This is a genomic window from Oceanisphaera submarina, from assembly GCF_046521305.1.
Classification (GTDB): domain Bacteria; phylum Pseudomonadota; class Gammaproteobacteria; order Enterobacterales; family Aeromonadaceae; genus Oceanimonas; species Oceanimonas submarina.
The window spans coordinates 1-17,660 of the sequence record NZ_JBKGFN010000018.1; the positions used below are offsets into that span (position 1 = coordinate 1).

Annotated in this window: 14 protein-coding genes; 8 read left to right on the forward strand and 6 right to left on the reverse strand. The window is 56.4% G+C overall.

The annotated features are described in order from the left end of the window. Nucleotides 1-262: 262 nt before the first annotated feature. The 6 genes from ACLEIV_RS15495 to tkt form a co-directional block, all read right to left on the reverse strand. Nucleotides 263-5,479: a DUF4011 domain-containing protein gene (locus tag ACLEIV_RS15495; protein WP_410457536.1), complete on the reverse strand. Its 5,217-nt coding sequence runs from the start codon at nucleotides 5,477-5,479 to the stop codon at nucleotides 263-265. Between the two features lie 209 nt (nucleotides 5,480-5,688). Continuing rightward, the gene (locus tag ACLEIV_RS15500) at nucleotides 5,689-6,519 is read right to left on the reverse strand and encodes a hypothetical protein (RefSeq protein WP_410457537.1); all 831 of its coding nucleotides are present in this window, start codon (nucleotides 6,517-6,519) and stop codon (nucleotides 5,689-5,691) included. Between the two features lie 113 nt (nucleotides 6,520-6,632). Continuing rightward, nucleotides 6,633-7,256, reverse strand: coding sequence for a hypothetical protein (locus ACLEIV_RS15505; RefSeq protein ID WP_410457538.1), 624 nt, complete (start codon nucleotides 7,254-7,256; stop codon nucleotides 6,633-6,635). 29 nt (nucleotides 7,257-7,285) lie between these two features. Next, the gene (locus tag ACLEIV_RS15510) at nucleotides 7,286-7,735 is read right to left on the reverse strand and encodes a hypothetical protein (RefSeq protein WP_410457539.1); all 450 of its coding nucleotides are present in this window, start codon (nucleotides 7,733-7,735) and stop codon (nucleotides 7,286-7,288) included. 113 nt (nucleotides 7,736-7,848) lie between these two features. Next, nucleotides 7,849-8,520: a hypothetical protein gene (locus ACLEIV_RS15515; protein WP_410457540.1), complete on the reverse strand. Its 672-nt coding sequence runs from the start codon at nucleotides 8,518-8,520 to the stop codon at nucleotides 7,849-7,851. Between the two features lie 836 nt (nucleotides 8,521-9,356). Beyond that, on the reverse strand, nucleotides 9,357-11,357 hold the full coding sequence (gene tkt, locus ACLEIV_RS15520) for a transketolase (RefSeq protein WP_410457541.1): 2,001 nt from the start codon (nucleotides 11,355-11,357) through the stop codon (nucleotides 9,357-9,359). Between the two features lie 251 nt (nucleotides 11,358-11,608). Here tkt and metK point away from each other — a divergent pair, with 251 nt between their 5' ends. The 8 genes from metK (at nucleotide 11,609) to ruvX (ending at nucleotide 17,564) form a co-directional block, all read left to right on the forward strand. Next, nucleotides 11,609-12,769, forward strand: a complete 1,161-nt coding sequence (gene metK, locus ACLEIV_RS15525; RefSeq protein WP_410457542.1) for a methionine adenosyltransferase — start codon at nucleotides 11,609-11,611, stop codon at nucleotides 12,767-12,769. Nucleotides 12,770-13,023: 254 nt separating this feature from the next. Then, nucleotides 13,024-13,539, forward strand: a complete 516-nt coding sequence (locus ACLEIV_RS15530) for a SprT family zinc-dependent metalloprotease (RefSeq protein WP_410457543.1) — start codon at nucleotides 13,024-13,026, stop codon at nucleotides 13,537-13,539. Next, entirely contained in the window at nucleotides 13,536-14,006 is a 471-nt protein-coding gene (locus tag ACLEIV_RS15535) for a peroxiredoxin (protein WP_410457544.1), read from the forward strand. The genes ACLEIV_RS15530 and ACLEIV_RS15535 overlap by 4 nt, the downstream gene beginning before the upstream one ends. A gap of 147 nt (nucleotides 14,007-14,153) precedes the next feature. Continuing rightward, a complete protein-coding gene (locus ACLEIV_RS15540; protein ID WP_410457545.1) occupies nucleotides 14,154-14,858 on the forward strand; it encodes an endonuclease in 705 nt (234 codons plus the stop codon). Then, the gene (gene rsmE, locus ACLEIV_RS15545) at nucleotides 14,836-15,567 is read left to right on the forward strand and encodes a 16S rRNA (uracil(1498)-N(3))-methyltransferase (protein WP_410457546.1); all 732 of its coding nucleotides are present in this window, start codon (nucleotides 14,836-14,838) and stop codon (nucleotides 15,565-15,567) included. The genes ACLEIV_RS15540 and rsmE overlap by 23 nt, the downstream gene beginning before the upstream one ends. Further along, nucleotides 15,564-16,511 carry a glutathione synthase gene (gene gshB / locus ACLEIV_RS15550; protein ID WP_410457547.1) on the forward strand — a complete coding sequence of 316 codons (948 nt, stop codon included), beginning with the start codon at nucleotides 15,564-15,566 and terminating at the stop codon, nucleotides 16,509-16,511. Before rsmE ends, gshB begins: the two co-directional genes overlap by 4 nt. Nucleotides 16,512-16,581: 70 nt before the next feature. Continuing rightward, on the forward strand, nucleotides 16,582-17,136 hold the full coding sequence (locus ACLEIV_RS15555; RefSeq protein ID WP_410457548.1) for a YqgE/AlgH family protein: 555 nt from the start codon (nucleotides 16,582-16,584) through the stop codon (nucleotides 17,134-17,136). Beyond that, nucleotides 17,133-17,564 (forward strand): Holliday junction resolvase RuvX, encoded by a 432-nt coding sequence (gene ruvX, locus ACLEIV_RS15560; RefSeq protein ID WP_410457549.1) that lies wholly within the window; start codon nucleotides 17,133-17,135, stop codon nucleotides 17,562-17,564. The genes ACLEIV_RS15555 and ruvX overlap by 4 nt, the downstream gene beginning before the upstream one ends. Nucleotides 17,565-17,660 lie beyond the last annotated feature (96 nt).

Below are 17,660 nucleotides of genomic sequence, written 5' to 3' on the forward strand. Positions count from 1 at the left end.
ACGGTGGTGACTGTACCACCTTAAATGGTGTCCGGGATCATTGAACCACTACATATTCAAACACCCAAGCAGATAGTTTTCCGTGAACTATCAAACCCCGACTTTCTTTTATGGGAAGGTTATCTTCAAATTTTTCCCCGCCCTCAAAATTATCACATCTGACAAGCAATGATGAAAACACCTCTACGATTCTTACTAAAAATATTAGCCTCCGTCGCCCCTCGTAATGATAGAGGGACATAACGCCTACCAACGACAGTTACTATTTCTGACTCATATTAATCTGGTCTCGCAAGGCAGCATCAACCTCTTCCAAAGCCTTCTGCTTATTCGTCCACCAGTCAGTGGACCACACCCTGAACAGCGTCCAACCCAGGCCTTCCAAAACACCCTGCCGAATCTTGTCACGCTCACGGGCATAGGCAGAGCTGTGGTACATGGCACCGTCACACTCGATGCCTGCCAGATAGATACCGGGCTTGTCAGGGTGAACAATGCCCATATCGATGCGGTAGGCGGAGACACCGATTTGAGGATGTACTGTCCATCCTTTCTCCTGCAACCCTCTGCCCACAGCCACTTCGAACGGGGATTCGAAATCCCCCATAGAGCCATGAACAGCAGCGCCAAGAGCAGAGGCTCCACGCTCGGCGTACTCCAGGAAGTGTTTGAGATCCGCCACGGCACGCGCCTGGGTGCGGGAAAGGTCGATACGCTCAGGGGGCATGGTGGAGAACACCATCATCTCGGTACGGGCACGGGTCATGGCTACATTCAAACGACGCTCACCGCCAGTACGGTTGAGCGGACCGAAGTTCATGGTGACGTGGCCTGCTTCATCCGGGCCGTAGGTAATGCTGAACAGGATGACGTCCCGCTCATCGCCCTGCACGGTTTCTAGGTTTTTTACGAATACCGGTTCAAGCTCGTCCTCGGAGAAAGCCCACTCAATCCCCGGATCTTCCGCTCTCGCCTTATCCAGCAGATCCTCAATCAAGCTCTGTTGCTCCGTATTGAACGTGACCACGCCAATGGACTGGTTGCGAACGGAGGCGTCCTCAGAGGTAAGACGGCGGACGATCTCAGCCACGATGGCCTTGGCCTCACCCTGGTTATGGCGTGCCTTACCCCGTGCATAGAAGCCTTCCGGCTTCACCAATGACACCCCTTTATCAGGATGCACCGGAGCCGGGAAGGTAATCAGGGAACTGTCGTAATAGCGACTATTGGAAAAGGCAATCAAGCTTTCCCGGCGGGAACGGTAATGCAGGTTAAGTACGCGTTGAGGAATGCTGGCGCCAATCAGTTCATCCAGAATACTTTCCAGATCCCCTTCGCCATCAATGTCGCCATCCGGGTCATCATCGGAGCGACCAAAGAAGTTGGTTGGCGGCATCTGTTTCGGGTCGCCGGCGACAATCACTTGCTTGCCACGCGCCACTGAGCCCACCGCATCCCAAACGGTAATCTGGGAAGCCTCATCGAAAATCACTACATCAAACTGCGCCTGTCCGGCGGACAGGAATTGCGCAATCGACAGTGGCGACATCATCAGGCAGGGTGCCAGCGTCGTGATCACGTCCGGGATGGTTTCCATCATTTCCCGCACCGGCTTGTGGCGCATCTTCTTCTGCAGCTCGTGCGCCAGCACGCCCCAGGACGACTTCTTCTTGGTGGTTTCCTGATCCGGAATCTCTCCGGCCAGGTTCGCCGCAATATACTTCGCCGTCAGGTCACTGAACTGGGTATCCAGCTCCCGGAAATTCTCAATAGCAGCTTCGTGCTCAGGAGAAGAGAAGGTACGCAACACCTCATCCTCACCAATCACCGCAGACGACCACCAACTGCAATAGGCCGCCTCGAAGACCTCTTCCACCTGACCGGCGGCTACGGAGCCATTCTCGATGGCGTCCACCAGTGGGCCGAGCTGGAAATCCAGCGCCTCAGAGCGACGCCGCACCCAGGCACACCAATCACGCAAGGCTATATGGTTGTCCACAATCTCCTGACACCGTGCGCCAAGCGATTCCAGGGCAGGTACATCGCCAGGGAGTCCGCCATCCAGTGAAGCCCCAATCAATGCCTCCAATTTTTCCTTATGGGAATTAAAGGACTCGAAAGATGCTTTGAAATCATTGATGGCCCGACCCACCGGCGCCTCAGGGGCCAACAGATCGTTAGCATCATAGAGCAGCGTACGGATCTTGCTGCGCAGGGCCACCAGGGATTCCGCATCGTCCGCCAGCTTGCCAACCACAACACGCGCCCGTGAGCCCAGCTCTTTCAAGGCCGCCATGGCACTGGGGTCTGAATTGTAGGAATCCCATTCCCGCAGGCCTTTCAGCACACCATCCAGGAGGTCGATCTGGCCGCCGGTTTCCCGCAACTGTTTCAACACGGGAATATCATTGGTTGGGTCAGGGTCACCCTGTGCCCCACCCTCACGCATTTGCTTTACGACCTTGCGTTTGGCAAACCAGCTCTTGGGCCACCAGGTGTCATTAGCCTCCGCCCAGGCTGGCCCCAGTACCGTCGCATCCAGCTTCTGCCAAGACAGCGCGTCATAGGTACAGCTCAGCTTGGCTTGCGTTTCGATATAGGCTTTCAGCTGAGTAACCGCCTCTTCCAGCGCGTCCAACCGTTCTGTCGCATCCGGTTCCAGCGCAAAAGAGGCCTGCTGACGATAAGCATCCAGCAGCACCTGACCGCCTTCAGCCATGGCGGTCAACTTGGGCAAGCCCACCACCCCCAAGTTGATTCCCAGCGCCTTCTCAAGTGAGGTCAGTTTCTCAACCAGCTGCGCCCCTCCAGCCTTCAGACTCCGAGCGGCGCCTACCACCTCCTCTTCCCACTGCGGTCGCCAGTCAAAGTTGCTAATCAAACCCAGAGGATGATCGACCAGGTTGCCAACCGCCTTGGCCTGCACCGCCAGCAATTCGGCCATTTCACGCAGCTTCAGCAGCTGCGCGTCATCGTGATAGGCCGCATTGGGCCAGCTCAGTTTCACCTTGGCCGCCAGATCTGTATCACGCACCTTCACGCCAATGGCATAGTGCGCGGTCAGACCATTGCGGTGCCGTTGATGCAAGGCATTCACTACCCGGTTCAAGCGGTCACGCAATGCCTTGAGTCGCTCCGCCTCCGCTTTCCAGTCACTCACCGTGGACTGGGAGGCGCTATGCCAGGAAGTCCGCAGTTGATCCAGTACATCCGCTTTCTTGGCCTTGTTGGAATGCAGCTCCAGGCAGAACTGACCCAGACCGATATCCTTGAGGCGCCGGTGCACTACCTCCAAGGCGGCGGTCTTCTCGGACACAAACAACACCTTCTTGCCCGTTCCCAGCATGTGCGCAATCAGGTTACTGATGGTCTGGCTCTTGCCCGTGCCAGGCGGGCCGATAATCACGAAATCCTTGCCGCGATCTGCCGTGGCGATAGCCGCCATTTGTGACGAATCCGCCGGCAGCGGCGTCAACAAGTCTGCCGGGGTGTATTCGCGATCAATCTCTTTGGGGTCAACAAAACGGATATCGCTTTCATACGCTTCACGGGGGGTGTCCAGCAAATGGCGCACCACTGGGCTTTCTTTGAGCGCCTCAGAGCGGTCCACCAGATCCTTCCACATCAGATACTTGGCGAAGGAGAAGTGCCCCAGCACGGTCTCTTCGACCACTTCAAAGCCCGGTACATCCTTGATGGCATGGCGCACCCGATTCCAGATGCCCGCCACATCCACACCACTGTCATCCTCAGGCAGCGCACCACTGAGGCCATGAATCTCAATACCGAAATCCTTTTTCAGCAATTCCAGCAAGGTAGTGTTAAAGCGGGGATCGTCATCATTGGCCACCATCTTCACACCACTGCGCACGGACTTCCGCTCCAGAGAAACCGGCAACAGAATCAGCGGGGCACGATAACGGCGATCATCCTTGTCCTGGGGTTTCCACAGCAAGAAACCGACCGCCAAAAACAGGGTATTGGATCCACCCTCTTTCAGCGATGTTTGTGCCTTGCGGTAAATCTCCACCGCCCGCTTATCCAGATCCTCCTGGGTCAGCTCCACCAACACCTGCTTCTTAGCGATCGCATCGCGGGCATAGACCTCTTTCAGCTCTTCGCCCGTACGTTGTCGGTGGATGTCCAAATCCTGATCCTGGGTCTTCAACTGCGGGAACGCCGCAATGGAAATCCGCGCTCCAGTGGCCAGCACATCTTCCAATTCACCAGGATCATGGCATACCAACGTCAAACTGCTTTTGCTGGGCTTCTGATTCAGCAAAGGGTTGCGCGCAGACAAATCCAGCAGCTTGCGCTGCCAACGCTCCAGACGACCACCCGGGGTATCTTCCGGCACATCCTCTTCCACATGCACCGGTGCCGACGGTAAATCTACCGGCGCAGCCTCAAGCCCCGGTTCGAAAACGTCTTCCTCATCCTTCGCTTCGGCAAGCCCGGCAATCTGGGTTTTCAGGCTAATGGGATTGATGCGATGCGCACGCGCCCGGCGAATATCGATAGCGGCGACAAACTCGTGATCCTTATCCAGAGAGACTTGCTTGATGCCATCTTTCACCGCTTGAGAGAACGGCGGTGCGGGGTGATTGGTCAGGAAGGTGGTTTCGATAAGAATCAGTTCTTTCAGGGGGATACGCTGGCGCAGGGTTTCCGCTTCGTCCACCACCACACTGGAGAGATCTTCCTTATCCAGCCAAAGCCCCACCAGCGCATGGCCTTGGGTCAGAATCACCAGCGGGTTAAGTTGAGCCTGCTCCAGTGCTGCGGCAAACAGCAAGGTGGTATCCAGGCAGGTAGCCACTTTCGCGCTTTCAATCTGGCTGGGCAGGCGAATCTTCTGGCCATTGCTTTCGAAACTGGCCGGCGGCAGCGCATAGCCTACCTGCATTTTTACAATGGCGGAATAAATGGCCGACGCCATCAGCCACACCTGCTCACGACTACCGGAGTCATAGCCATTGATACTGCCCGACTTGCCCGCCTTGCGAAGAATCTGACTAGCCTGACCCAGCAAACGGTCTACCGCCGGATCATTTGGGGTACAGAATGCGGCCAGCAGCTCAGGAATATAGGTAGCCCCGCCCCACTCATTACAGGCCAACAATTCAACTGGGATTGTCAACTCAGCCAGGCACTGCTCACCCTGAATGACCCGTATCGTTACCGTGCCACGCATGGATTCCGCCAGCCCCAGCAGGAAACCGCCATCCAGTTCCAGATCACGATCCTTCATGCCCAAAAGGCCACCCGCCGCGAGTCGATCCACCGTCCAGGTCTTCGACTTCACAAACGCAGGGGATGCCTCCAAGGTCACCGTCAGGTCTGACAGATCCTGCTCTTCATCCAGATTCTCGATCTGCAATTCCCGCAGCACAGCGAAGGCGCTCTGGTGGCAGGCGAAGTTAATCTTTTCCACCAAGGTGGTGTGGATTTTTATTTTTGACGTATCCTGGTCTGACATAACCCTTCCCTCTCAATAGATATTACAGGTTATCACTTCGCAACATATAAGAGATATGCGCCCACCCCCAAAATCTATGGCTAAGCTGCCCTACCTTTAAATTCATCATGCCACTCGATCAGCTTAGCGCCGCCAGCACGCGCGGATTTGTAGTGGAGGCGAAGCCGCAACGGAAAAGGCGCCGCTGTACCTGGCTTTGTTCGGCGGCGTCACAGCTCCGTTAACGCTTTTTCCAACCTTACGTGGAACTTACCCGAAATATCATTCTTCCACGAATCTCTAATTACAAATTGGGAATATCGGCGAACCCCTGTCCGCGACACGCGCTTCGGAAACGGCTTCCGATAGACACGAAAAACAATTTCCTTGTTGCTTCTAGGATCCGCATAAACGCCGTACGCCTCAGCGTCGAGTACGTATTGCCGCACGCGCTCGTCTTCTGACATTTCAAAGCCAAGCTCATCTAAACGCGACTCTGCCTTTACCCAGTCGCTTTTGTTGCGAGGTTCGCCAAAATACCCGGTCTCGTCCATCAGCTCTAGTTCGCTTAACGGACCGGTTCGAAGCAAAACCTCATTCCGCAATCGCGCATTTTTTCTTTTTTGTTGCTCTAGCCTCTGAGTCTCTTCCTCAGCGCTGAACTCGTCATGAAAGTGATCAAGCGCAAGTTGATGCGCGGCTTCCGTTACCGCACACATCTGAGACCTGCCCCAGCCGGTTAGGTGTCTACGCAGTCCTTCAGGCAATGCGTATCCTCTTTCATAGGTAGAAGAAGTTCCTTCACCACATAGCGGACAATAGGCCCGAGCCCCAAAAAATGATCCCTTATCGTTAGGAAGTGGTTCCACTGTTTCGATTATTTTCTCAGCCACTGAATCTAACCAATGGTAAGACTCGGACCGATCGTTGCAGCGATAGTAGCTCCGCAGGATTTCTTGATAGGCAGCTGGTGCCAACCCGAGAATTGCATATCGGGCCGACCACAGTTCCTGCTCGAGTTTCTTGATTTGTTCCTCAGGTGTACCCCATTGCCGCCGCATTACAATCTCCTACTCGTGTTCCACTATACCGATAAACTTTCATAGCCGCCGAACGCCTTGCTCACCGGAAAATTAGGAGCGCAGCGAGTAATTTTTCCGTGTGCAGAAAATTGTTATATTTCACCTGCACTTCTCAGTTGTTCCAAGGTCACCAAATATTGGTTGGCTACAAGTTGTACTGCATACCCAATATCCAATACCGGGAACTTCACTTGCTTACCGAAGGCCTCTTGAAAGATGGCATCTAGGCTTTTGCCATGCGTGTCAAAGCTAGTGATACGGTAAATAAAGTAGAGGTAATTTAGCTTGTCGCCATGATCGTTTTTAACTTGTGCGAGCAGGCTATTTACATCCATCGCTCGATTCAAACTCGACCAAGATTGGTTTGAAGGCTCTAACTGATCTTTATGAGGCAGCAGAGGCTCATTTAGTAGCTTGTGGTAATCCCGCTTAAAAGCATCAACCATGCCGGAATATCGAATTGCTGTTTGGGCAGGGTCGTCAAATAGATAGATCATCCAGAAATAGTTTTCAAGGATCGATCTGGAAAGAATATGAGTTATATAGCGTTCATTTACGCTAGCATTTTTATCGCATGTGAAGCTTTCAAGAAGTGTTCCTGCTATTGAGTAAAAACGCAGCGCTTCTTGGCCAAAGAAACCATTTGCACCGCCTTGCGATGCGAGCTGCTTGATGGCATCAAGCTCATTTTCCAGCCGTTTAAAATAATCTTCCATATGCTTCCTTCGAAATATAACGACAAAGCTCAGCCGCCGCCCGGCCGCGCCAGCGGCTGGGCGGTCGGCTGGAGTGCCTTGTTATGTTTTTCCACCTCGGCTGCGAGAGTGCCTTGCTCCTGGGCGAGCTTGGAAATTGTCTGCGCCAATTGTTCAAGCTTCGCATTCTGACTCTCGATGAGGGTAGCTTGAGAAGATATCTGCGCTTCTATTTGCTTCTTCTCAATAGAAGGCGCAATGAACGGCACTGCGACCAAGCAAATTGTTGCAAGAACGAGCATTCCCGTTAGCCAATTCAGCCTGTGCGACAGGCGTTCGTTGATCTTTGCAGCCCTTACCGTGATTACGGCCTGAATAAGAGCTTCTTCGCTTTTGTGCCCATTCGGGTTGTTGTTGAGGCGTTCAACAACCTGATCTAGCGACGCCTCCAGATACTCCTTCGCGCTGGGCTTCTGCTTTTTCGTTGCGAAGTCACTCATTGATGACTCACTCCCAAGAAACATAACGCCTTAATAACCGGCAGCGTTGTGGCGAAGCCACGATTTTAGCTGTCCGGCGCCGAAGGCGCGTAGTTGATTGATTTGTTAAGGCTTTATGCTTCAACTAATGACTCTCTCGTTTCTCCAAATTTTTCGCAAACCTCTTTTGCGGCCTGAAGGGTAACCTTGTTGATCACTGACTTGGCAGTGTAATAGTTGCCATAGACATCACAGACTCTGACTTTTACTTTCATCTTGTTGTCCTGCACTTTAGGCAAATAGTTACCCCATGACTCTTCCTGTTCGAAGTATACGACTCCATTACATCGCTTACCTTCGAGTAAGTAGGTATCAATTTGATTCTCTGTAAGTTGATTTCTTTGCATAAGAAATGGGAATACTTTCGAATCATCTCCTAGCTTCATTACAAAGTCTGATTTTGATGCAGTTAGCTCCTTAAGCCAGAACCAAAGAAATGGGAGGGAATGACTTTGTGACTTGTACCCAACATGAATCTCTTTTATATCCGTAGGTGCACTACCTACATTAGTTATGGATAGATAAATAGATATAGCTGTTCTATGTGCCTGATGGCCATTCCATGTTCTTGGAGTATCGAAAGATGCGCAAAATGTGGGGCCTTGCAGAATTTCCATCTTTAATTTTGGTTTTCGTTTAAGAGCCTTGAATATCCCTGTGACCCAACCCAAAAAAAGAGTGACCAAAAAAATAATAAGGGCCAAAAAACCAGAATTACTATTTGTCCAATTAATTATAGATTCCATACTCTCAGTCATTTGTAGCCTTAACATTTTTAATACTACGCATGCGCATATACGCTCATGCTCAGATTGATCCTTGATCATGCTCGGTATCAACGGCCCCATCAGCTACAACCCATTGATGAGCAAAGTATTTTAAAGTATCACCGAGCACATGTAAGCACAAGGCTGCAGCAATACAGGCATTCTCGCCGAGCCATAAAAATAGTCGGTATAAAACATCGAGTCTTCAGGCCACGACTTCCCGTTCAGTCATTGTCATGGCACATTAACTTCAAATGAGACCATTTTGGACGGAGTGACGACGAAGTGCAATTTAAAAACCACGGAAAGCTGCAGCCTCTGCCAGAGGGTATTCCGGTGCATCAGGGAGGACAAAGGGATCTGCTCCGCCGACCCTCCGCGCCAGGGATGGCGCGGCGGAGCCTCCAGGGAAGGATTCACGGCGTGTCGGCGGAGCGGGCCCTTTGTCCGATGTTTACGCCGAGGTGAAAGAGATCATTTGTTTAGAGCTTATGTTCTGCTGCGTAGAACCGGCCAGCTAAAGCGGCCTCTACAAGTCGGCGCCAATTCGAATGTAAACGGCGCCAACAGGCGGCTTCGATACTATAAAGAGGCAACAGAGAACGACTCCCACGACCGTGACATGCCATGGATGGCATGTCTGAGCTTACAGGGATGTACTCGTAGCGTGTCGTGAGAGACGGCTATGTTGCCTCTGCACTCGAGTAGAAGCGGCCGCTACAAAAGACGGTGCCGCTCCCCTTCCTTTTAGCCACAAAAAAACCGGCCGCAGCCGGTTTTTCTCATTCAGCAATAACGCTCATGCTTAGGCCAACTTACTTGCCTAACAGGGTGTTCGCCTTTTCAACCACGTTGTCGACGGTGAAGCCGAACAGCTTGAACAGGTCACCGGCAGGAGCCGACTCACCGAAGGTATGCATGCCGATGATGTCGCCACCGAAGCCCACATACTTGTACCAGTAGTCGGCAATGCCGGCTTCTACCGCCAGACGCTTGGTCACGGCGGCGGGCAGCACGCTTTCCTTATAGTCGGCAGACTGGGCATCGAACACATCGGTACAAGGCAGAGACACCACGCGCACCTGCTTGCCGTCGGCGCTCAGCTGCTGCTGGGCCGCCATCGCCAGCTCGATTTCGGAGCCGGTGGCGATGATGATGAGCTCGGGCGTGCCGGCACAGTCTTTCAACACATAGCCGCCCTTGGCCACGTCGGCCAGCTGGGCGTCGGTGCGATCGATCTGACCCAGGTTCTGACGGGAGAAGATCAGCGCGGTGGGGCCGTCTTTTCGCTCGATGGCCGCTTTCCAGGCCACGGCAGACTCAACCTGATCACAGGGGCGCCAGGTGCTCATGTTCGGGGTCAGACGCAGCGAAGCAATCTGCTCAACCGGCTGGTGAGTCGGGCCGTCTTCACCCAGACCGATGCTGTCGTGGGTATAAACGAAGAGGGAGCGCTGCTTCATCAGTGCCGCCATGCGCAGGGCGTTGCGGGCATATTCCGTAAACATCAGGAAGGTGCCGCCGTAGGGCACAAAACCGCCGTGCAGGGCGATGCCGTTCATGATGGCGCTCATGCCGAACTCGCGTACACCGTAGTGCAGGTAGTTACCGCCGGCGTCTTCGGCGCTGATGGGCTGGGAGCCCTTGTGCATGGTCAGGTTGCTGGGGGCCAGATCGGCACTGCCGCCGAGCAGCTCGGGCAGAATGGCACCAAAGGCGTCCAACGCATTCTGGGACGCCTTGCGGGTGGCAATCTTGGCCGGGTTAGCCTGCAGGGTCTTGATGAAGTCGGCACTCTGGGCAGCCCAGTCGGCAGGTAGCTCACCGTTAACGCGACGCTTCAGCTCGGCAGCCAGTTCCGGATGGGCGGCGGCGTAGGCGGCGAACTGCTCGTTCCAGGCGGCTTCGGCGGCGGCACCCTTGGCCTTGGCATCCCAGTCGGCATAAATGTCGGCGGGGATCTCGAACGGAGCATGGCTCCAGCCCAGCTGTTCGCGGGTGGCGGCAATTTCCGCTTCGCCCAGGGGGGCGCCGTGACAGTCGTGGGTGCCGCCCTTGTTGGGCGAGCCGAAACCGATGACGGTTTTACAGCAGATCAGGGTCGGACGAGCGGTGTCGGCGCGGGCGGCGTCGATGGCGGCAGTCAGGGCCGCGCTATCGTGGCCGTCTACGTCGGCAATCACCTGCCAGCCGTAGGCTTCGAAGCGTTTGGGGGTATCGTCGCTGAACCAGCCGTCGACGTGACCGTCGATGGAGATGCCGTTGTCATCCCAGAAGGCAATCAGCTTGCCCAGACCCAGAGTACCGGCCAGGGAGCAGGCTTCGTGGGAGATGCCTTCCATCAGGCAGCCATCACCCAAAAAGGTGTAGGTGTGGTGGTCGACTACGTCATGACCGGGGCGGTTGAACTGGGCGGCCAGGGATTTTTCGGCGATGGCCATGCCCACGGCATTGGTGATGCCCTGACCCAGGGGGCCGGTGGTGGTTTCGATACCCGGCGCATAACCGTACTCCGGGTGACCCGGGGTCTTGGAGTGCAGCTGGCGGAACTGTTTGAGATCGTCGATGGACAGCTCGTAGCCGGTCAGGTGCAGCAAAGAGTACAGCAGCATGGAGCCATGGCCGTTGGACAGAATAAAGCGGTCGCGGTCGGCCCAGTCGGGGTTGCCGGGGTTGTGCTTGAGGTAATCGCGCCACAACACCTCGGCGATATCCGCCATGCCCATGGGGGCGCCGGGGTGACCGGAATTGGCTTTCTGTACCGCATCCATACTGAGTGCGCGCACGGCATTGGCCAGCACTTGACGAGAAGGCATCGACATCTCCTGAGAACATTAACTTGAAAGGGGTGAAGAAAACGGCGGTATTGTCCCAAAGACTGCCAGAGGGCGCAAATCTAATCTCCCCAGGTCAAAAGGAGTGATTAAACCGGGTGGGCAAGGAGGCGGCCAGACGACTTTTTACTGGCAATCGGTGCGACGGCTCTCTAGAATAGCCATCCAGATGTTAATACCGCCATCTTCAGGTCGGCATTACACCCCAGATTAATTCAAGTTAGGAAAGTATCATGGCCAGACTGTTTACCTCCGAGTCCGTATCCGAAGGTCATCCGGACAAAATTGCCGATCAGATCTCCGATGCGGTACTGGACGCCATCATAGAGCAGGATCCCAAGGCACGCGTGGCCTGCGAAAGCTTCGTCAAGACCGGCATGGTGATCGTGGGTGGTGAGATTTCCACCAGCGCCTGGGTCGACATCGAAGAGCTGGTACGCCGTACCGTGCGTGACATCGGCTACACCAGCTCCGACATGGGCTTCGACGGCGAAAGCTGCGCCGTGCTCAACGCCATCGGTAAACAGTCTCCGGACATCGCCATGGGCGTAGACCGGAAAGATGAAGACCCCTACGCCCAGGGTGCCGGCGATCAGGGCCTGATGTTCGGTTATGCGTCCAACGAAACCGATGTGCTGATGCCCGCTCCCATTACCTACGCCCATCGTCTGGTCAAGCGCCAGGCCCATGTGCGCAAGGCCCGCGAGCTGCCCTGGCTGCGCCCGGACGCCAAATCCCAGGTCACCTTCGCCTACGACGACAGCGGCAAGCCCGTTGCCATCGACACTGTGGTGTTGTCTACCCAGCACGGCCCGGACATCGATCAGGCCACCCTGCGCGAAGCGGTGATGGAGATGATCATCAAGCCGGTGCTGCCGGCCGAGTGGCTGAGCAAAGACACCAAGTACCTCATCAACCCCACCGGCCAGTTCATCATCGGTGGTCCCATGGGTGACTGCGGCCTGACCGGGCGCAAGATCATCGTCGACACCTACGGCGGCATGGCCCGTCACGGCGGCGGTGCCTTTTCGGGCAAGGATCCGTCCAAGGTGGACCGTTCCGCCGCCTATGCCGCTCGCTACGTGGCCAAGAACATCGTCGCCGCCGGCCTGGCCGAGCGCTGTGAGATTCAGGTCTCCTACGCCATCGGTGTGGCCGAGCCCACCTCCATCAGCGTGGAAACCTTCGGCACCGGCAAGGTGGCAGAAGAGCTGATCGATGCCCTAGTACGCGAACACTTCGATCTGCGCCCCTACGGCCTGATCCAGATGCTGGACCTGAACCGTCCCATCTATCAGTCCACCGCCGCCTACGGCCACTTCGGTCGGGACGAGTTCCCCTGGGAAGCGACCGATAAGGCCGAACTGTTGCGTGACGCCGCCGGTCTGAAGTAAGTGATAAGGGGAAGCGCAGGCTTCCCCTTTTTGATCGAGCATACCTTGCCGCCACCGACACAGATGGTGGGATTCGCTTCGCTCATCGCCAAGCTACCGCCCAACCGACACCTTGGGTGCAGAAATGAGGGTAAAGGGTACCGCTCCGCCGACCGTCACATGCCATGGATGGCGTGTGCTGAGCGCTACATGGATGTATTTACAGCGTGTCGGGGGAGCGGTTCCTTTACCCGATGGTTACGGTACCTGAAGCCATGAAACCTGACGAACTCCTTTTCCAGCGCGTGCACGACCGGGTCACAGAGTGCCTGGCACTGGCCGCTCGTCACACCGACCGGAACTTTGAACCGGCCCGGGTGTGCTTCAACCAACGTGGTCGCATCGCCGGCTCGGCCTGGCTGGAGCGCTGGGAGCTGCGTTTCAACCCGGTATTGCTGGCCGATAACGAAGCCGAGTTCATGGCCGAGATCATTCCCCATGAAGTGGCCCACCTGGTGGCCTTCGCCTGCTTCGGCAAGGTCAAACCCCACGGTCGGGAATGGCAGAGCATCATGCTGTCGGTATTCGGACTCCAGCCACGCACTCGTCACCAGCTGAACACCGCCAAAGTGGCCCCGACCTTTCCATACGACTGCGATTGTCGCCGGCATCAGCTGAGTGTACGTCGCCATAACAGCATTCAACGCGGCAAACAGCGCTATCAATGCCTGCATTGTAATAAACTGTTGTCGTTATCCGTGACTAACACCACCAGAAGGAAAGTCCCATGATCAAGATTGGCGATAAACTGCCCGAACAGAGCTTTACCTTTGTCACCGACGCCGGCAAAACCGGCGCCGACAGCGCCGCGCTCTTTGGCGGAAAGAAAGTGATTATCTTCGCCGTACCCGGCGCCTTTACTCCCACCTGTTCCAACGCCCATTTGCCCGGCTTTGTGGCGCTGGCCGACCGGTTCAGGGCCAAGGGTGTGAGTCTGTGCTGTCTGTCGATCAACGATGCCTTCGTGATGCGCGCCTGGCAGCAGGCCCAGAACGCCAACGCCATCACCATGCTGGCCGACGGTGCCGGCACCTTCACCCAGGCGTTGGGCCTTGCCAAAGACACGGGTGACTTCGGCGGCCTGCGCGCCCAGCGTTTTGCACTGGTGGCAGAAGATGGCGTGGTCACCGCCTTGCAGCTAGAAGCACCGGGCAAGTTTGAGGTGTCTTCCGCCGAGGCCATGCTGGAGCTGGTATAACGACACCAGGGATGGGGGAGGCCCTCCATCCCTGATCACGGCTTTCTACCCGCGCTTCCCCATTCCCTGTCCGACCCTGGCCCCTTTCCCCGCCCCCGCCGCGGGTGGTAAACTGCCCCATTACAAAACCATAAAAAATAACGAGTCGTGCGCTATTTCATTTTACTTTTGGGCTTCAGCTCCTGGCTGGCCTATGGCGAAGCCCTGTCCTTTCGTCAGGCCAAAAAAGTCGCTCCCGGTATTTATACCGACTATCCGGTTAGCTTTTACTGCGGTTGCCCCATCGGTGCCCAGGGCAAAAAACTGGTACCGGATCTGGAACGCTGCGGCTACCAGGTGCGCAAACAGCAGAAGCGGGCCAGCCGCATCGAGTGGGAGCACGTGGTCCCGGCCTGGGAATTCGGTCACCAGCGCCAGTGCTGGCAGCAGGGTGGCCGAAAAAACTGTACCCGCAGCGATGCCCTGTTCAAGCAGATGGAAGGCGATTTGCACAATCTGGTGCCGGCGGTCGGCGAGGTCAACGGCGATCGCTCCAATTACCGTTTTTCCGAATGGAACGGTAGGCCGAACCAGTATGGCCATTGCCAGATGCTGGTCGACTTCAAGGGCAGAAAAGTACAGCCGCCCGAGGCCAGCCGGGGGGCCATCGCCCGTACCTATCTGTATATGCAGCAACAATACCGGCTGAAAATCGCCTCGCAGCAGTTGAAACTGTTTGAGGTCTGGAATCGGCAGTATCCGGCAAGCCAATGGGAATGCGAGCGGGATCATCGTATCAGCGCCATTCAGGGCAACAGCAACCCCTTTGTAAAGGAACAGTGCAAACATTATGCGTATACCTCGAATCCATGAGCCCGCGGCCCTGTCATGCGGACTTGAACTGTCGCTGTCGAGCGATGGGGCCAGCCATGTGGGCCGGGTGCTGCGCATGCAGCCCGGCCAGCAGCTGGTGCTGTTCAACGGTCAGGGTGGCCAGTATCAGGCCGAGATCCTGCAGGCCGACAAAAAGTCGGTTCTGGTTCGTGTCGGCGACTTCGAGGCCGCCGACTGCGAATCGCCGCTGCACTTTCATCTGGGCCAGGTGATCAGCCGCGGCGACAAAATGGAATTCACCATCCAGAAGTCGGTCGAACTGGGCGTGAATGTGATCACTCCGCTGTTCTCCAGCCGCTGCGGCGTCAAGCTTTCCGGTGAAAGGCTGGAAAAAAAGCTGCAGCAATGGCAGAACATCGCCATCGCCGCCTGCGAACAATGCGGCCGCAACCGTGTGCCCGACATCCGCCCGGCCATGGCCCTGGAGCAGTGGCTGGCACAGGAAACCACCGCGCTCAGGCTCAACCTGCACCCGAAAGCCGAATACAGCGTCAATACCTTGCCGCCGCCCGGCGCCGGTGTCAGGCTGCTGGTGGGCCCCGAAGGCGGCCTGTCCGACGACGAAATCATCCGGGCCCGTGAACACGGCTTTATTGATATACTGCTCGGCCCCCGGGTACTGAGAACCGAAACCGCGGCCCTGACCGCCATCACCGCCCTGCAATGCCGATTTGGAGATCTTGCATGACCATTAAACTGGGAATCGTGATGGACCCCATCCAGTCCATCAACATCAAGAAAGACACCAGCTTCGCCATGCTGCTGGAAGCCCAGCACCGCGGCTATGAGCTGTGGTACATGGAGATGAGCGACCTGAGCCTGCGTGACGGCGAGTCCTTCGGCCACATGGCCCGGCTGACCGTAAAGGAAGACGCCAACCAGTGGTTCACCCTGGAAGAAGCCGAACGCCAGCCGTTGAGCTCGCTCGACGTGATCCTGATGCGCAAGGATCCCCCTTTCGATACCGAGTTCATTTACGCCACCTACCTGCTGGAACGGGCCGAAGAAAAAGGTACCCTGATCGTCAACAAGCCCCAGAGCCTGCGCGACGCCAACGAAAAGCTCTATACCGCCTGGTTCTCCGAGTTTACCCCCACCACCCTGGTCAGCCGCAAGAGCAGTGATATCCGCGCCTTTCATCAGGAGCACAAAGACATCATCATCAAACCGCTCGACGGCATGGGTGGCGCCTCGATCTTTCGGGTAAAACAGGACGATCCCAACCTGGGCGTCATTATCGAAACCCTGACCGAACACGGCAGCCGCTACTGTATGGTGCAGGCCTATATTCCCGCCATCAAGGACGGTGACAAGCGGGTGCTGGTGGTGGATGGCGAGCCGGTGCCCTATTGCCTGGCCCGTATTCCCCAGGGCGGTGAAACCCGGGGCAATCTGGCCGCCGGTGGCCGGGGTGAAGCGCGCCCCCTGAGCGACAGCGATCGCCGCATCGCCGAGGCGCTGGGCCCGACACTCAAGGCAAAGGGGCTGATCTTCGTGGGGCTGGATATTATCGGTGATAAGCTGACCGAGGTGAATGTCACCAGCCCGACCTGCGTGCGGGAAATCGAAGCCGCCTTCCCGGTCAACATCTCCGGCATGCTGATGGACGCCATCGAAAAGCGTCTATCCTGACAGTAACACCCGACCGCTACCCCGCCCGCCTTGTGCCGGCGGGGCCATGACCAACCCAAGACGAGATGACATGGACTCACTGCAACATCATTTTCTTATTGCCATGCCCAGCCTCAAGGATCCCTTCTTCGCCGGCTCCGTGACCTATATTTGCGAGCACAACGACGAAGGCGCCATGGGGCTGGTGATCAACATTCCTATCGATATGCCGCTGCATGAGCTGTTGCATCAGCTGGAGATGACCCCCGATGACAAGCCAGAACTGGACAAACCGGTGCTGCAGGGTGGCCCTGTGGCTGCAGATCGGGGCTTTGTACTGCACAGCCCGGTGGAAGGGTTCAGTTCGAGTCAGTTGCTGACCGATAACCTGATGATTACCACCTCGCCGGACGTGTTGGAAACCCTGGGCACCGAACAGGCGCCCGAGCACTATCTGGTTGCCCTGGGCTACGCAGGCTGGACACCGGGACAGCTGGAGCAGGAGTTGACTGAAAACAGCTGGCTGACCATTCCCGCCGACACCGGGCTTATCTTCGATACTCCCCTCGCCCAGCGCTGGCATCAGGCCATAGGGCGCCTGGGTATCGATCCACGCCACCTGTCGTCTCAAGTGGGTCACGCATGAGCCTGACCTTACTGGGCTTCGATTACGGCATGAAAAGCATCGGTGTGGCGGTCGGGCAGCAGATCACCGCCTCGGCTCGCCCCCTGCTGGCACTGAAGGCCAACGAAGGGGTGCCCAACTGGGATCAGATAGCGGATTTGCTGAAAGAGTGGCAACCGACGCTGCTGGTGGTCGGGCTGCCACTCAATATGGACGGTACCGAACAGGACATCAGCCGCCGCGCCCGCAAGTTTGCCAACCGGCTGCACGGCCGCTTCGGTATCAGGGTTGAGCTGCAGGACGAGCGCCTGACCACCACCGATGCCCGCGCCCGCCTGTTCGAAGCCGGTGGTTACAAGGCCCTCGGTAAAGGTGCGGTAGATGCGGTGTCGGCGCAGCTGATCCTGGAATCCTGGATGGAAGACCCTTCGGGTGGCGGTAAGCCATAAGCCTGTCTTTTAGTCACAAGTCATTGAGAATGACCGTCATGCGAAGCGGTTGCGCTTCGCCGAACCTCGGCGTACGGAGGAGCAATGTGCTTTGCC

Coding starts and splice junctions, on each gene's coding strand:
- ACLEIV_RS15495 (WP_410457536.1), bottom strand. CDS start 5,479: ATGTCAGACCAGGATACGTCAAAAATAAAAATCCACACCACCTTGGTG.
- ACLEIV_RS15500 (WP_410457537.1), bottom strand. CDS start 6,519: ATGCGGCGGCAATGGGGTACACCTGAGGAACAAATCAAGAAACTCGAG.
- ACLEIV_RS15505 (WP_410457538.1), bottom strand. CDS start 7,256: ATGGAAGATTATTTTAAACGGCTGGAAAATGAGCTTGATGCCATCAAG.
- ACLEIV_RS15510 (WP_410457539.1), bottom strand. CDS start 7,735: ATGAGTGACTTCGCAACGAAAAAGCAGAAGCCCAGCGCGAAGGAGTAT.
- ACLEIV_RS15515 (WP_410457540.1), bottom strand. CDS start 8,520: ATGGAATCTATAATTAATTGGACAAATAGTAATTCTGGTTTTTTGGCC.
- tkt (WP_410457541.1), bottom strand. CDS start 11,357: ATGCCTTCTCGTCAAGTGCTGGCCAATGCCGTGCGCGCACTCAGTATG.
- metK (WP_410457542.1), top strand. CDS start 11,609: ATGGCCAGACTGTTTACCTCCGAGTCCGTATCCGAAGGTCATCCGGAC.
- ACLEIV_RS15530 (WP_410457543.1), top strand. CDS start 13,024: ATGAAACCTGACGAACTCCTTTTCCAGCGCGTGCACGACCGGGTCACA.
- ACLEIV_RS15535 (WP_410457544.1), top strand. CDS start 13,536: ATGATCAAGATTGGCGATAAACTGCCCGAACAGAGCTTTACCTTTGTC.
- rsmE (WP_410457546.1), top strand. CDS start 14,836: ATGCGTATACCTCGAATCCATGAGCCCGCGGCCCTGTCATGCGGACTT.
- gshB (WP_410457547.1), top strand. CDS start 15,564: ATGACCATTAAACTGGGAATCGTGATGGACCCCATCCAGTCCATCAAC.
- ACLEIV_RS15555 (WP_410457548.1), top strand. CDS start 16,582: ATGGACTCACTGCAACATCATTTTCTTATTGCCATGCCCAGCCTCAAG.
- ruvX (WP_410457549.1), top strand. CDS start 17,133: ATGAGCCTGACCTTACTGGGCTTCGATTACGGCATGAAAAGCATCGGT.